Source organism: Actinoplanes auranticolor, from assembly GCF_018332655.1.
GTDB lineage: Bacteria > Actinomycetota > Actinomycetes > Mycobacteriales > Micromonosporaceae > Actinoplanes > Actinoplanes auranticolor.
In genome coordinates this window covers 44,195-57,511 of record NZ_BOQL01000048.1, presented here as the reverse complement: position 1 = coordinate 57,511, position 13,317 = coordinate 44,195, and the positions used below count along the sequence as shown (strand labels likewise).

The 13,317-nt window shown below is 73.6% G+C and carries 12 protein-coding genes; 8 read left to right on the top strand and 4 right to left on the bottom strand.

Going from position 1 to position 13,317, the window contains the following annotated elements; translation table 11 throughout:
* The first annotated feature begins 131 nt into the window (after positions 1–131).
* A complete protein-coding gene (locus tag Aau02nite_RS29050) occupies positions 132–419 on the top strand; it encodes a hypothetical protein (protein ID WP_212991767.1) in 288 nt (95 codons plus the stop codon).
* Positions 420–464: 45 nt separating this feature from the next.
* A complete protein-coding gene (locus Aau02nite_RS29045) occupies positions 465–1,310 on the top strand; it encodes an alpha/beta fold hydrolase (RefSeq protein ID WP_212991766.1) in 846 nt (281 codons plus the stop codon).
* Positions 1,311–1,319: 9 nt separating this feature from the next.
* On the opposite strand, the gene Aau02nite_RS29040 is transcribed toward Aau02nite_RS29045, so the two are convergent.
* A complete protein-coding gene (locus Aau02nite_RS29040; RefSeq protein WP_212991765.1) occupies positions 1,320–2,189 on the bottom strand; it encodes an AraC family transcriptional regulator in 870 nt (289 codons plus the stop codon).
* A gap of 172 nt (positions 2,190–2,361) precedes the next feature.
* On the opposite strand from Aau02nite_RS29040, the gene Aau02nite_RS29035 reads away from it, so the two are divergent.
* On the top strand, positions 2,362–3,021 hold the full coding sequence (locus Aau02nite_RS29035) for a DNA alkylation repair protein (protein ID WP_212991806.1): 660 nt from the start codon (positions 2,362–2,364) through the stop codon (positions 3,019–3,021).
* Here Aau02nite_RS29035 and Aau02nite_RS29030 read toward each other — a convergent pair.
* Positions 2,972–3,244: a YciI family protein gene (locus Aau02nite_RS29030; RefSeq protein ID WP_212991764.1), complete on the bottom strand. Its 273-nt coding sequence runs from the start codon at positions 3,242–3,244 to the stop codon at positions 2,972–2,974. The genes Aau02nite_RS29035 and Aau02nite_RS29030 overlap by 50 nt on opposite strands.
* A gap of 49 nt (positions 3,245–3,293) precedes the next feature.
* Between Aau02nite_RS29030 and Aau02nite_RS29025 the strand changes: the two genes are divergently transcribed.
* The 4 genes from Aau02nite_RS29025 to Aau02nite_RS29010 all read left to right on the top strand — a co-directional run bounded on the left by Aau02nite_RS29025 (position 3,294) and on the right by Aau02nite_RS29010 (position 6,123).
* Entirely contained in the window at positions 3,294–3,947 is a 654-nt protein-coding gene (locus Aau02nite_RS29025; RefSeq protein WP_212991763.1) for a Crp/Fnr family transcriptional regulator, read from the top strand.
* A gap of 125 nt (positions 3,948–4,072) precedes the next feature.
* On the top strand, positions 4,073–4,495 hold the full coding sequence (locus Aau02nite_RS29020; protein WP_281421051.1) for a DUF6069 family protein: 423 nt from the start codon (positions 4,073–4,075) through the stop codon (positions 4,493–4,495).
* A 63-nt stretch (positions 4,496–4,558) separates the two neighbouring features.
* Positions 4,559–4,915, top strand: a complete 357-nt coding sequence (locus Aau02nite_RS29015) for a YciI family protein (RefSeq protein ID WP_212991762.1) — start codon at positions 4,559–4,561, stop codon at positions 4,913–4,915.
* Between the two features lie 17 nt (positions 4,916–4,932).
* A complete protein-coding gene (locus Aau02nite_RS29010) occupies positions 4,933–6,123 on the top strand; it encodes an RNA polymerase sigma factor (protein ID WP_212991761.1) in 1,191 nt (396 codons plus the stop codon).
* A gap of 28 nt (positions 6,124–6,151) precedes the next feature.
* Here Aau02nite_RS29010 and Aau02nite_RS29005 read toward each other — a convergent pair whose 3' ends face one another.
* On the bottom strand, positions 6,152–9,436 hold the full coding sequence (locus tag Aau02nite_RS29005; RefSeq protein ID WP_212991760.1) for a TIR domain-containing protein: 3,285 nt from the start codon (positions 9,434–9,436) through the stop codon (positions 6,152–6,154).
* Between the two features lie 129 nt (positions 9,437–9,565).
* Here Aau02nite_RS29005 and Aau02nite_RS29000 point away from each other — a divergent pair, with 129 nt between their 5' ends.
* Positions 9,566–10,042 carry a hypothetical protein gene (locus Aau02nite_RS29000; protein ID WP_246595526.1) on the top strand — a complete coding sequence of 159 codons (477 nt, stop codon included), beginning with the start codon at positions 9,566–9,568 and terminating at the stop codon, positions 10,040–10,042.
* Here Aau02nite_RS29000 and Aau02nite_RS28995 read toward each other — a convergent pair whose 3' ends face one another.
* Positions 10,043–13,039, bottom strand: a complete 2,997-nt coding sequence (locus Aau02nite_RS28995) for an AfsR/SARP family transcriptional regulator (protein WP_212991759.1) — start codon at positions 13,037–13,039, stop codon at positions 10,043–10,045.
* Between the last annotated feature and the right edge of the window lie 278 nt (positions 13,040–13,317).

The window sequence follows — 13,317 nt, the reverse complement described above, 5'->3', positions numbered from 1 at the left end:
GCGGCGGCGGTGCCGCGACCCCAGGCATAGTAGAGAGTCGATGCCACGCTGAGTGATCATCAACCGTCGTCCGGCAACCGGACCGGGCGGCGTTCCCCACGGACCGGCCTGCTCGGTTAGCCTTGACGCATATGGCTACCTTTCGCAGTTCCTCAACGCTCGTCGCCGCCGACGGCACCCGTACCCCCGGCACCGCCGCGCTCTTCGCCGAGCCCAGCCGCCGGGGCGGTGTCCCGCCCTGGGCGGGCGACTTCCGGCCGGCGAACGACGCCGGCTACGGCCCCAAGAATGCGGTCGGCAAGACGTTCACGCTGGAGCTGCCCGACGGCCGCACCGGCAAGGTCGTGGTGCAGAGCCTGAAGACCGGAAAAGGCGGCGTCACCCTGGCGCTGATGGGCGAGGACGCGCCCCCGTTCTGATCGACCACCACAGTCGTGCAGGTCGGCGGCGAGGGGAGACGAGCGATGCATTCCGCGTTCCGCACACCGGAGGGCGTGACGCTCGGGGTTGAGCACTTCGGTGACGAGGCGGCACCCCTGGTGCTGCTCGCCGGTGGCACGACCATGCTCTCCTGGCCGGACGCGCTGTGCCTGGCCCTCGCCCACGGCGGACGCCATGTCGTGCGCTACGACCTGCGCGACTCCGGCGCGTCGGCAACCGTCGACCCCGACGCGCCGGCGTACACGTTGCGCGACCTCGCCGCCGATGCCGCCGCGCTCGCCCGCGGGCTCGACGACCGCCCGGCGCACCTGGCCGGTATCGGCGTCGGCGGCATGGTCGCCCAGGTCGCCGCGCTGGACCACCCGGACGCCTTCTCGGCGCTCACCCTGGCCGGGACCCGGCCCGTGGCGCCGGGCCCGGTCGACGACGACCTGCCCGACCACGACGCGGCGACGATGCGCCGGGCCTTCGCGGTCCCGCTGCCCGACTGGTCCGACCGCGCCGCCGTGGCGCAGAGCGCCGCCATCCGCGCGGAGATCCTCGGCGACGACCCGGCCGCGGCCCGCGCGACCGCCGAGCGGGTCTACGACCGCACGCCGGGCCCGCAGCCCGCGGTCCAGATGGCCAATCAGCTGGGCATGGTGTTCGCCAAGCTCGACTGCACGCCACGCTGGCGCGAGCGTCTGCCCGAGCTGGCGGTGCCCACGCTCGTGGTGCACGGTCGCCGCGACCCGTTCTTCCCGCTGGGCAACGGCGAGGCCCTCGCCCGCGAGATCCCCGGCGCGCGGCTGCTCGTGCTCGACCGGGCCGCCACCAGCATCCCCGATACCGCCGCCGACGAGGTCGCCGCGGCGATGCTCACGCTGTAGGCACCCGGGTCACGCCGGTTCGACCGGCAGCCACAGTTCGCAGGTCGCGGTGCTGAAGTCGGCCGCGCGTTCGAGCACAGCGACGATCGAGGGACCCGGCCGGAGCTGCCAGGGGTTGGACGGGAACCATTCGGTGGCGGTCGCGGCCCAGCCCTCCTGCAGAGCCTGCGGATGCGGACCCGTGGTGCGGAAGACCGCCCACCTGCCGGCCGGTACGCCGATGGCGTCGAGATCCTCGGGCACCGCGGTGTCCGGGGAGACAGCGACGCCGTGCAGATAGGTCAGCTCGCTGCCCTCGGCGCCGTCCGGGTCGACGTCGTCGCTGACCTGCAGCAGGCCCTCGGGCTCGGTGTTGCCGAGGGCCTTGAGCCGGCCGTGCTCCTGCTGCGGCAGCGCGGTGATGTGCTGCTGGATGTGCGGGTTGACGCCCCGGTGCAGCAGGGGGACGCGGGCGGCGTATCCGACGAGCCGGAATGCGGGCCGGTCGAGGATGCGGGTGTCCATGGGGATGCTCCCTTCGACGGTCAGGCGGAACCTGAGTTGTGGTTGTGTGCGAAGGGGGCCGCCGTGCCGCCGGACCTCGCCGGGCCCGGTGCCGTGGACCGCCCGGAACGCCCGGCCGAACGCCTCGGTGGAGCCGTATCCGTGCCGGACGGCGATGCTCAGCAGATCGTCGTTGCCGCGCACCACGTCGCCGGCCGCGACGGTCATGCGCCGCCGGCGCACGTACTCCGACAGTGGCATGCCGGCCAGCGACGAGAACATCCGGCGGAGGTGGTACTCCGTCGTGCCGAGCACACCGGCCAGCCCGCTGAGGTCGAGCTCCTCGGTGAGGTGCTGTTCGACCAGGTCGACCAGCCGGTTGAGAGCCGAGATCACGGGGCCTCCCTTCGAGATCGATCCTGACGCGGGGCAGCCCGGCAGCGCCCGATCAGCGCGGACCGATCAGATCATGCGCCGGGTGGGCGCCGCACCGATCCCGGCTCGTAGGCTGAGGCTCCCACGCGAAGGACGGGAGGCCCGGGTGGCTGACACGACGGTGGCCGAGGTGATGGCCGAGCTGGCCGCGCTCGAGGACCCGAGGGCACGTGAGGTGAACGAGAGACACGGTGACGATCACGGGGTGAACCTCACCAAGTTGCGCGCGCTGGCCAAGCAGCTGAAGGTCCAGCCGGACCTCGCCCGGCAGCTGTGGGAGACCGGTGACACCGCGGCCAGGCTGCTGGCGCTGCTGATCTGCCGGCCGAAGGCGTTCGAGCGGGACGAGCTGGACGTGATGCTGCGCCGGGCGCGTACCCCGAAGGTGCACGACTGGCTCGTCAACTACGTGGTCAAGAAGAACCCGCACGCCGAGGAACTGCGCCGGGCCTGGCTCGCCGATCCCGACCCGGTGGTCGCGAGCGCCGGCTGGGCGCTGACCACCGAACGCGTGGCGAAGAAGCCGGCGGGTCTGGATCTCGCCGGGCTGCTCGACGTCATCGAGGCCGGGATGAAGGGCGCCCCGGACCGCCTGCAATGGGCGATGAACCACTGCCTGGCCCAGATCGGCATCGAACACGCCGGGCACCGCGCCCGCGCGATCGACATCGGCGAGCGGCTGCAGGTGCTCAAGGACTATCCGACCCCGCCGAACTGCACGTCGCCGTTCGCGCCGATCTGGATCACCGAGATGGTGCGCCGAGGAACGGGTGCCACTGCCGGATCCGGGTGACCGCAACGCCCGGAGTGGTGAAGTAGGGGTCGGCGGCGATGAGCTCGTCCACGGTGCGCCGGTCGGCTGCCTCCACCACGATCAGCGCCCCTTCGTCGTCGGCGAACGGGCCCGCCATCCGGACCACTCCGTCGGCGTGCAGGGCGGCGAGCCGGCGGCGATGCTGCGCTCGTGCGGCCAGGCGTTCGGGTGCGGCGGTGAAAGCCAGCTCGAGGATCCACATGCCGGCACGGTAGGCCGGGGCGGCGGGGCAGCGCTGTATCACTTGATACATGACCTCGTTGGGATCCATCCCGGCGTTCGGCCGGCTCGGGCCGGACGAGCTGCGAACGCTCACCCGCCGGAGCAGCCCCGCGGCCTTCGACGCCGGCGCGCTGATCCGCCCGGCCGGCGAGCCGGTCAGCACCGTGCTGTTGCTGCTGTCCGGCACGGTGGCGGCCGTGCACGTCGCGGCCTCGGGCCGGCAGGTGTGGACCCACCGGTGGACCGGGCCCGCGATCGCCGACAAACCCGCCACCCTGGACACCGGTACGCCGACGACCGGCCTGGTCGCTGTCACCGCGGTCTCCGCGCGGCTGCTGTCGCGGTCGGGTTTCCTGCAGCTCCTCGACGAGCAGGCGTCGGTACGCACCCACGTCCTCGGGCAGCTCGCGGGGGACGTCATGACCGGTCGGCGTCGCCTGGCCGGAGCCGTGACGCTGCCGGCGGTGGCTCAGGTCGCCGCCTGGCTGCACGCGCAGGAGCCGGCCGGCCGGATCGTCTGGCGGGGATCCCAGGAAGAGCTGGCCCGGGTGCTCGGCCTGAGCCGGGTGACCGTCAACCGGGCGCTCGGCCGGCTCACCGAGGCCGGCGTCGTGGCCGTGACCAGGCACGGAGTCGTCGTCCAGGATCGGGAACGCCTCGCTAAATTCGCGGCGTCGCGATGATCGGCCGGCACTGCCGGAAAAAAGTTCCGAGAATCTCCGGCGGAGTCGTCGATCGGGGCGGGGCCCTTTCGTAGCCCTGGTGAGAGGCCGGCACGGAGCCGGCCCGCGGACCGCCGGAGGGCACCATGACCACCATCGCCACCACCCCGACGACCACCCGCACCGCCGGTTCGAGCGTCGTCGCCTCGATCGGGGTCGGACTCGCCGCCACCGCGGCTGCCGGTGCCGCCACCATGATCGTCGCCGCCGCCGGTGAGGCCGCGGGCATCAGCCTCGACGTGAGCGGCGCACCGATCCCGGTTTCCGGATTCGGCGTACTGACGGCCGTCTTCTCGGTCGTCGGCCTCGTCCTGGCCGCGGTGCTGTCCCGCACGGCCCGGCACCCGCGGCGGGCCTTCGTCCGGACCACCGTGATCCTGACCGCGCTGTCGCTGGTCCCGGACGTGATCGTGGACGCCGCGCCGGCCACCAAGGCGCTGCTGATGCTGACCCACCTGGTCGCCGCCGCGATCGTGATCCCCGCTGTCGCCCGGCGCCTGTCCGCCTGATCCGGCGACATCACCCCGCGGCTCTGTCACCATTTCACCTGTCTATCCACCGGAGGAAGAATCATGAAGCAGTACATGCTCGCCGTGCACATGGTCGAGGGCACGCCGGCCCCGTCGCCGCAGGACATGCAGAGGGCCTACGACCAGGTCGACAAGGTCAACCAGGAGCTGCAGGCCACCGGAGCCTGGGTCTTCGGCGGGGGCCTCCTGCCGGCGGACAGCGCCACCGTGGTCCGGGCCGAGGGCGGCCGGACCACCATGACCGACGGCCCGTTCGCCGAGACGAAGGAGCAGCTCGGCGGGTTCTGGGTGCTGCGGTGCAAGGATCTCGACGAGGCGCTCAGCTGGGCGGCCAAGTGCTCCGAGGCCTGCATGGGACCGGTCGAGGTGCGGCCCTTCGAAGACGAGCCGGAAAGCTGAACGGGCGGCCCGGCACCATGGACCTGGACGGCGTCTACCGAGCGGAGTACGGCCGCTGCGTGGCGACGCTCGTGCGCCTCCTCGGCGACATCAGCCTCGCCGAGGAGGCCGTCCAGGACGCGTTCGCGGTGGCCCTGGAGAAGTGGGACACCCTGCCACCGAACCCCGGCGCCTGGATCGTGACCACCGCCCGCAACCGGGCCATCGACCGGCTCCGCCGGGAGTCCACCCGCGAGGCCCGGCACGCCCAGGCGCTGCTGCTGCACCAGCACGACGAACCCGAGGAGGTGGGACCGGTGCGCGACGACCAGCTTCGGCTCATCTTCACCTGCTGCCACCCGGCGCTCGCCCCGGACGCGCGGACCGCTCTCACCTTGCGCCTGCTCGGTGGCCTGGAGGTGCCGGAGATCGCCCGGGCGTACCTGATGCCGGAGGCGACCATCGCCCAGCGGATCGTGCGCGCCAAGAAGAAGATCCGCGACACCGGCATCCCCTACCGGGTGCCGGCCGAGCAGGAGCTTCCGGACCGGCTGCCGCCGGTCCTGACCGTGCTCTACCTGATGTTCAACGAGGGGTACGCGGCCACGAGCGGTTCGCTGATCAGGACGGACCTGTGCGCGGAGGCGATCCGGCTGGCCCGGGAGCTCGCCACGTTGATGCCCGACGAGCCGGAGGTGCTCGGCCTGCTCGCCCTGCTGCTGCTGACCGAGGCGCGCCGGCCCGCCCGCCTGAGCCCGGCCGGCGAGCTGGTGCTGCTGCCGGACCAGGACCGGTCACTGTGGAACCACGCGCTCATCGCCGAAGGCCACGACCTGGTCCGCCGGTGCCTGCGGCGCAACCGGCCGGGCCCGTACCAGATCCAGGCGGCGATCAACGCCGTGCACACCGACGGCCCGGCCACCGACTGGCAGCAGGTCCTGGCCCTCTACGACCAGCTCCAGGCACTGGCACCGACCCCCGTGGTCGCGCTGAACCGGGCAGTCGCGGTCGCCGAGGTGCACGGGCCGGCGCTGGCGCTGGCCGCGCTGGAGCACCTGGAGCTACCGGGCTACCACCTGCTGCCCGCCACCCGTGCTGATCTGCTGGTCCGGCTCGGGCGGGCGCGGGAGGCCGCGGCCGCCTACGACGAGGCGATCGCGCTGGCCGGCAACGAGACCGAGCGGGCCTTCCTCCGGACCCGGCGCGCCGGCCTCGACCGGCCTTCCTGACCGAGGCCGTGATCCGGCCGGAGCCGGGTCAGCCGCGGCAGGTGCGCCGGTAAGGCAGCTCGGGGACGTACCGGGCCCATTCGCTCGCGGTGAGGCCGCGGCCGGTGATCGCGCAGGCGTAGCCGGCCGGGTCGGTCCGCAGGCTGTTCAGCTTCGCGTAGCTCCACAGGGTGACGGTGGCGCTGGTGCGGGAGGACTCCCCGGTGACCGCCAGGGTGCGCCCGTCGCGCCGGAACACCAGGGCGCGCACCTCGCCGCCGAGGCCGGACGGGATCGAGGCGACCCGGATCGGCGTGGCCGGATTCGCGGTGTCCCACAGGACCACCGTCTCGTCCCGGCCACCGGTTGCCATCGTGCGCCCGTCCGGGCTGAAGGCCACCGCTCTCACCGGTCGGTCGTGACCGCCCACGACGGCGAGCCGGTGCGGGCGGGCGCGGTCGGTGACGTCCCACAGCATCGTCGTGGCGTCGAAGCCGGCGCTCGCCAGGGTGCGACCGCCCGGGGTGAAGGCCAGCGATTCCACCGAGTCGCTGTGACCGGTGAGGGTGGCCAGCCGGACCGGTACGGAACGGCCCGCCACGTTCCACAGCGTCAGCGTCCGGCTCTCGCCCCCGACGGCCAGAGTCCGCCCGTCCGGGCTGAAGGCGATGGCCGCCCCGAAGCTGCCACCGCTCACCGTGGCCCGCAGAGCGGGGCGCCGGCCGGTCAGGTCCCACAGCATCAGCCTGGTGGGATCGGCGACGACGGCGAGGGTACGCCCGTCCGGACTGAACGCCATCACGTTCGTCCCCCGCACCTCCTCCGGCAGCACGGCCAGCGCCGTCGGCCGGGCCGGACGAGCCACCTCCGCGACCGTCAACCGCCCGTCCTCGGCACCGACCGCGGCCACCGTCCGGCGGTCCGGGCTGAACGCGACCGACCGGACCGGTCCGCTGTGGACGGTCACCGGGGCGCCCGGGATGGGGCGGGAGGGGTTGGCCACCTTCCAGGACTTCGCCGTGCCGTCGGAGCCGGCGGCGAGCAGGCTGCCCCCGTCCGGCCGGAAGACGGTGGTCCGGTGCGGCCCGCCCGGCAGGGTCAGCGCGGCGAGCCGGTCCGGGGCGCCCCGGGGCGCGACGTTCCACATGGTCGCGGTCCCCGACGTGTCGGTGGCGACCAGCGTCCCGGCGCCGGGGGCGAAACCCACCGCGCTGATCGCGGCGTTGGTCCGCATGCTGGAGACCACCGTGCGGCCGTCCCACACGGTCACCGTGCCGTCGACGTCACCGGCGGCCATCATCTTCCCGTTCGAGCTCAGCGCCAGCGCGGTGATGTTCCCGCCGAGGCTGGTCACCCGGTCGTAGGCGCCCCAGTCCGGCTCGTCGGGCGGCATGGGCGGCGGCTGCGGACTGTCGTCGTCCATGACCCGGACCTGCTTCTCGGCCTGTTTCTCGACCCGGCGCGCCTCGATGTCGTAGAACGCCACCGTGCCGTCGTAGTCGCCGACGATCAGCTTCGACGAGTCCCGGGTGAACACCATCGGGGACCCGCCGAAGCCGACGACGCCGCGCAACGAGACCGGATCCAGCGGGTCGGTCATGTCGTAGACCGGGACGAACCGTCCCTTGTCCACGATCAGGGTGCGTCCGTCCGGGCTGAACGCGAGATCCTCCACCGGGTACGGCACGAAGCCGTCCAGCTCGGTGATCAGGATGGGTGCGGTGCGGTCGCCGGTGTTCCACAGCGTGGTGATCCCCGACCGGTCGCCCGTGACGAAGGTCCGGCCGTCCGCGCTGTACGCCATCGAGCGGACGGTGCCGTCGTTCGGCAGCGTGACGAGCCGGACCGGTCGGGTCCGCACGGCCACGTCCCACAGGACCGCCTTGTCCTGCGCGCCCACCACGGCCAGGGTCTTGCCGTCCGGACTGAACAGCACGGATCCGGCGGTCGCGGCCGGGTCGCGCAGGGCGGCGAGCCGGACCGGGTTGCGCCGGTCGGCCACGTTCCACAGCGTCACGCGCCCGTCGGTGCCGAGGGCGGCCAGGACGCCGTCGCGGGCGTACGCGGTAGAGGTCACGTTCCTGAGCGTGCCGGCATAGTTCGTCGAGGTGACCACGCCGGCGAGCTCCTTGTGGCTCTCGGCGTCGGGCCGCAGCACGTGGGCGGCCGCCCCGAGCATCAGCGCGGTCTTCGGGTCCTCGACGACCGACGTCTTGGCCCGGGCCATCAACCGCCGGCTGACCGCGATCCGCTGCTGCTCGTCGGCCTTGGCCTGCTGCCGGGCCGCCTCGGCAGCCGCCACCCGGGCGAGCCGCCGCTGCTCCTCCGCGATCCTCGCCAGCCGCTGCGCCTCCTTCGCCAGCCGCTGCGCGCGCTCCGACGCCTCCGCGGCCAGACGCTGCTGCTCCCGCGTCCGGGTCGCGGCCCGGTCGGCGAGCCGCTGCTGCCGGCGCGCCTCCACCGCGGCCTGGTCCGCCAGCTTCTGCTGCTCCTGGGCCAACCGCTCGGCCTCGTCCGCCGCAGCCGCCGCCTCCGTGGCCCGGGTCCGCTGTTGCTGCGCCAGAGTCTGCTGCTCTTTCGCCAGCTCCTGCTGCCGGAGCGCCTCCTGCGCGGACCGCTCGGCGCTGCCGCGCTGCACTTCCGCCACCTGCTGCTGACGCAGCGCCTCGGCCGCCGCGGCCCTCGCCCGCTCCGCGTTGCGCACCGCCGACATCCCGGTCACCGAGGCCAGCAACGTCAGCAGGACCAGCGTGGCCACCGCCCCCGACCGCAGCCGGCGGGCCCGGCGGTGCTGCCGGACGTCCTCGCCCTCCAGCTCGTCCTTACTGACCCCGTGCATCGGGGCCGCCAGCTGCGCGATCGCGTCGCGGAAGCGGGAATGCTGGAGGCTGAGATGCTCGCTGCCGCGCGCCCAGCGCAGATCGAGGAACAACGGCTCCTCGGTGAACACCCCGCGCAGCGCCGCGGGCACCGCCGTCGAGTCCGCGGTGAAGTCGTGCCGCTCCCGGTCCCAGTCCCAATCCCCGTCGGTCACCACCGGCAGGATCCGGTCCGCCGTCTTGGTGGCGATCCAGTGCTCGATCTCCCGGTTCACCCACGGCGACTCCGCGGCCTCCGGGGAGGCGAGCAGCACGAAGTATTCCGAACCGTCCAGCGCGGTCTGGATGGACGACCACAGGGCGGGGGTCACCGACAGGCCGGTCTGGTCCCGGAAGATCCACAGGGCTCGCCGGCGGTGCCACGGCTTGGCGAGCCGGTGCAGACCACGCTGCACGGCCGGCGCGAGGCGCCCGTCGGCAGCGTGGCTGTACGAGATGAACCCATTGAAGGTCATGACACGGTCCCCCGGCGATCAGCATGTCCAGCGACGACAGATTGTCCATGCCCGCACTCCCCGGGGAAAGGCGGGAGACCGTATCGTCATGGTGCTTCTGCAGAGTCGGCGAGCCTTGGTACGGGGGTCGTGGTGCGGTTCGGTGTCACCGGTCATCAGATTCTCCCGCCGGAGATCGTCGACTGCGCGCAGGATCACTGGCGCCGGGTGCTGCCGGCCGGCGCCGAGTTGTGCGGCCTGTCGAACCTCGCCGACGGCGCCGACCAGTTGTTCGCCGCCCACGTGCTGGCGGCGGGCGGCACCCTCGAGGTCATCCTGCCGTGCGAGGGCTACGCCTGCTCACTGAGCGGGGCGGAGAGCCGGGCCCGGTTCGAGGACCTCAGGCGGGCGGCGGCGACGGTGGTCACGATGCCGTACCCGCGGCCCAGCGAGCAGGCGTACCTCGCCGCCGGCCAGACCCTGGTCGATCGCTGCGACCATCTCTTCGCCGTCTGGGACGGCCGTCCGGCCCGCGGCGTGGGCGGCACGGCGGACATCGTCACGTACGCCCGGAGCCGCGGCTGCCCGGTCACGGTGCTGTGGGTGGACGGCGTGCGCCGGATCTGACTACCCGCCGGGAGCCACCGCCGGGAGGCCGAGGCCGGGCGCCGCGGGCACCGCGAGCTCGGCGAACAGGCGCCGGGCGAGATCCCGGTGCGGCCGGCAGTCCTCGGTGGCGTCGGTCGTGGCGGCTATGCCGTCGTGCGCACGGGCCTGCTCGTACCGGTCGCCGATCTCCCGGGCCAGCATCAGCGCCTGCTCGTGCTGGGTGCGCGCCTCCGCCGCCTCGCCCGCGGCCCGCAGCACCTGGCCCAGGTCGTTGAGCGCCTCGGCCTCGCTGGCCCGGTCGCCGATCCGCCGGTGCAGGACCAGCGCCTGACGCAGGTGACCGGCCGCCTCGGCGAACCGGCGGTCACGGGCGTACACCGCGGCGAGGTCGGTGAGCGCGTACGCCTCCGCGGTGCGGTCGCCGGCCTGCCGGCCGGCGGCGAGGCTCTGTTCCAGCTGGACGGCGGCCCGGGCGAGCTGCTCCGGTCCCCCGGAGAGCCGGGCGAGCAGGGAGAGCACGTACGCCTCACTGAACCGGTCGCCGAGCCGCGTGAAGAGCTCCAGAGCCGACCGGAGGCGCTCCGTCGCCTGCGCCTCGTCGCCGAGCCGGCCGTCGACCAGGCCGAGCCGTACCGAAGCGTCGGCCTGCCCGGCCTCGTCGCCCAGCTCCCGGTAGTGCGCCCAGGCCCGCCGGTAGTGCTCCGCGGCCTGCCGGTAGTCGCCCAGCCGCCAGTGCACGCTGCCCAGGTTGCGCAACGCCACCGCCTCGGCGGCGCGTTCGCCGAGGTCGGCGTAGAGGAGCAGGGCCTGCCGGTAGGTCTCGGCCGCATCGTGCAGGCGGCCCTGCCGCCGGTGCAACCGGCCCAGATCGGACAGTGCCCGGGCCTGGGCGGCACGGTCGCCGTCGGCCCGGGCCGCGGCCACGGCGGCCGCCGTCACGGTGACCGCCTCGGCGACCGGCCCACCGGCGTCGAGATAGCGGAACATGGTCGCCGCGATGGCGATGGCGTGCCGGTACCAGCCGTGGGCGGCACCGTACGTGCAGGCGGCAGCCAGGTTCGGCCGTTCCGCTTCGATCCAGCTCCGGGCGGCATCCGGGTCGCCGGTGAGCACCGGCTCCTGCGGATGGAGGACGTTCATCGCCGCGACGGCCCCGGCCAGGTAGTCGTCGAACAGCCGGGTCAGGGCGGCTCGGCGTTCCGGCGCGGGGTCGTGCACGGTCGCCAGTTCCGCCGCGTACGCCCGCAGCAGGTCGTGCATGGCGTACCGGCCGCCCCGGCCGATGTGCACCAGGCTGGCCCGGACCAGCACGCCGAGCAGCCGCCGGGCCTCGCCCGGATCGGTGCCGGTCAGCGCGGCCACGGCCGCGACGTGCACACTGTCGCCCGGATGCAGACCGAGCAGCCGGAACGCCCGGGCCGCGTCGGCGGGCAGGTGCTGGTACGACCACGAGAAGACGGCACGGACCGCGGCTCGCGGATCACCACCGGCGTCGAGCAGGTCCAGCCGCAGCTGATGGTCACCCAGCTCGGCGACCAGCTCGGTCAGCGAGACGTCACTGCGTGCCGCGGCCAGCTCGGCGGCGATCCGCAGCGCCAGGGGCAGCCGGGCGCACGCGGCGGCCAGGTCGGCGGCGACGGACGGCTCGCGGTCGACCCGGGCACCGATCAGGCGGCGCAGCAGGCCCACCGCGTCCGGCAGGGGAAGCAGATCCAGGCTGACCCGCTCCGCGCCGTGCACCGCCACCATGGCGGGCAGCGAGTCCCGGCTGGTGATCAGCACCAGGCACGATCCGGTGCCGGGCAACAGCGGCCGGACCTGCTCCACCGACGACGCGTTGTCGAGCAGCACGAGCATCCGGCGGCCGGTCAGCTCGGAGCGGTACCGGGCGGCACGCTCGTCGGTGCCCAGCGGCATCTCCGGTCCCCGGACGCCGAGGGCGGTCAGGAACCCGGCCAGGGCGTCGGCGACCGCCACGGGCTGCTCGGCGTCGTAACCGCGCAGGTTCACGTACAGCTGCCCGTCGGGGAAGGCCTCCCGGACCCGGTGCGCCCACCGCACGGCCAGGGCCGACTTGCCCACCCCGGCCGTGCCGGAGAGCAACGCGACCGTCAGCGGCGGCTCATCGCCCTCGGGCGGCGCCAGCAGGCGGTCCAGCGCGGCCAGTTCACCGGTACGGCCGGTGAAAGCGCGCACGTCGGCGGGTAGCTGCGCCGGCATCGTCGCCGGCATCGCGAGCTGAACGCCCGGGGCGCGGGTCTCCGGCACCGGGGCGGCCAGGGCCGGATCGGCGGCGAGGATGCGCTCGTGCAGCCGGCGCAGCCCGGCGCCGGGATCGCTGCCGAGATCGTCGGCCAGGCGGCGCCGGATCCGCCGGAACTGCTCGTCGGCGTCCGCCTGACGGCCGCACCGGTAGAGCGCGAGCATCGACTGCTCGGCGAGCCGTTCGTCCAGCGGATGCTCATCGACGGCGGCGGCCAGGGCGGGCAGCAACTCGCCGTGCCGGCCCAGCCGCAGCAGCACGTCGTTGCGGTCGAGCTCGGCGGCGAACCGTTCACCGAGCAGCAACCGGCGCATCGCGTTCAGCCACGGGGTGTCCAGGCCGGCGAACGGTTCGCCGCGCCACAGGCCGAGAGCCTGCTCGATCAGCTCGGTGGCCGAACGGTCCGCATCCGTGGCCCGCGCCAGCGTGACGAGCCGGCGGAAGAGGTGGAGATCCACCGTCTGCGGGTCGGCGGTCAGGACGTATCCGCCGGGCCGGCGATCGATGCCCACCGCACCGGCGTCGGCGACGGCTCGGCGCAACCGGGACAGATAGCTGTAAAGTGCGCCGGCGGCCCGCTGCGGGGGTTCCTCGCCCCACACCCGCTCGATCAACTGGTCGACCGTGACCGGCCGGCCCGCCTCCACCAGCAGCACCCCCAGCACAGAGCGCTGCCGAGCGTGCCCCAGAACGACCAGCCGGCCGTCGATCCGGGCCTCCACCGCGCCGAGCACCCCGAAATCCGCCGCCAACTGACCTCAGCACACCCTTCGTTAGACCGTCCCCACCAGGGGATTCAAGAAATCTACAAGGAACGTCACCAGTCTCCCACGCTTCGCACAAGGTCCGCAGACGACTATTGGTCACGTTGCAGGGGAACAGGTCGCCCTCGCCCGGTTACGCAGCGCGTACGGGGGAATCGGGACGTGAGGGTTTGACCAAGAGCGACGGGCGACCTGCCCTGCGACAAAGGCCAGGACGGCATCCTGCGTACACGTAGGACACGAAGTGCCGGCGGCCCGGCCGGCGC

What these genes read in the sequence shown, in the direction of transcription:
- Aau02nite_RS29035 (WP_212991806.1), top strand. Translation starts at nt 2,362, where the DNA reads ATGGCCGAGCTGGCCGCGCTCGAGGACCCGAGGGCACGTGAGGTGAAC.
- Aau02nite_RS29050 (WP_212991767.1), top strand. Translation starts at nt 132, where the DNA reads ATGGCTACCTTTCGCAGTTCCTCAACGCTCGTCGCCGCCGACGGCACC.
- Aau02nite_RS29020 (WP_281421051.1), top strand. Translation starts at nt 4,073, where the DNA reads ATGACCACCATCGCCACCACCCCGACGACCACCCGCACCGCCGGTTCG.
- Aau02nite_RS29025 (WP_212991763.1), top strand. Translation starts at nt 3,294, where the DNA reads ATGACCTCGTTGGGATCCATCCCGGCGTTCGGCCGGCTCGGGCCGGAC.
- Aau02nite_RS29005 (WP_212991760.1), bottom strand. Translation starts at nt 9,436, where the DNA reads ATGACCTTCAATGGGTTCATCTCGTACAGCCACGCTGCCGACGGGCGC.
- Aau02nite_RS29030 (WP_212991764.1), bottom strand. Translation starts at nt 3,244, where the DNA reads ATGTGGATCCTCGAGCTGGCTTTCACCGCCGCACCCGAACGCCTGGCC.
- Aau02nite_RS29010 (WP_212991761.1), top strand. Translation starts at nt 4,933, where the DNA reads ATGGACCTGGACGGCGTCTACCGAGCGGAGTACGGCCGCTGCGTGGCG.
- Aau02nite_RS29015 (WP_212991762.1), top strand. Translation starts at nt 4,559, where the DNA reads ATGAAGCAGTACATGCTCGCCGTGCACATGGTCGAGGGCACGCCGGCC.
- Aau02nite_RS29045 (WP_212991766.1), top strand. Translation starts at nt 465, where the DNA reads ATGCATTCCGCGTTCCGCACACCGGAGGGCGTGACGCTCGGGGTTGAG.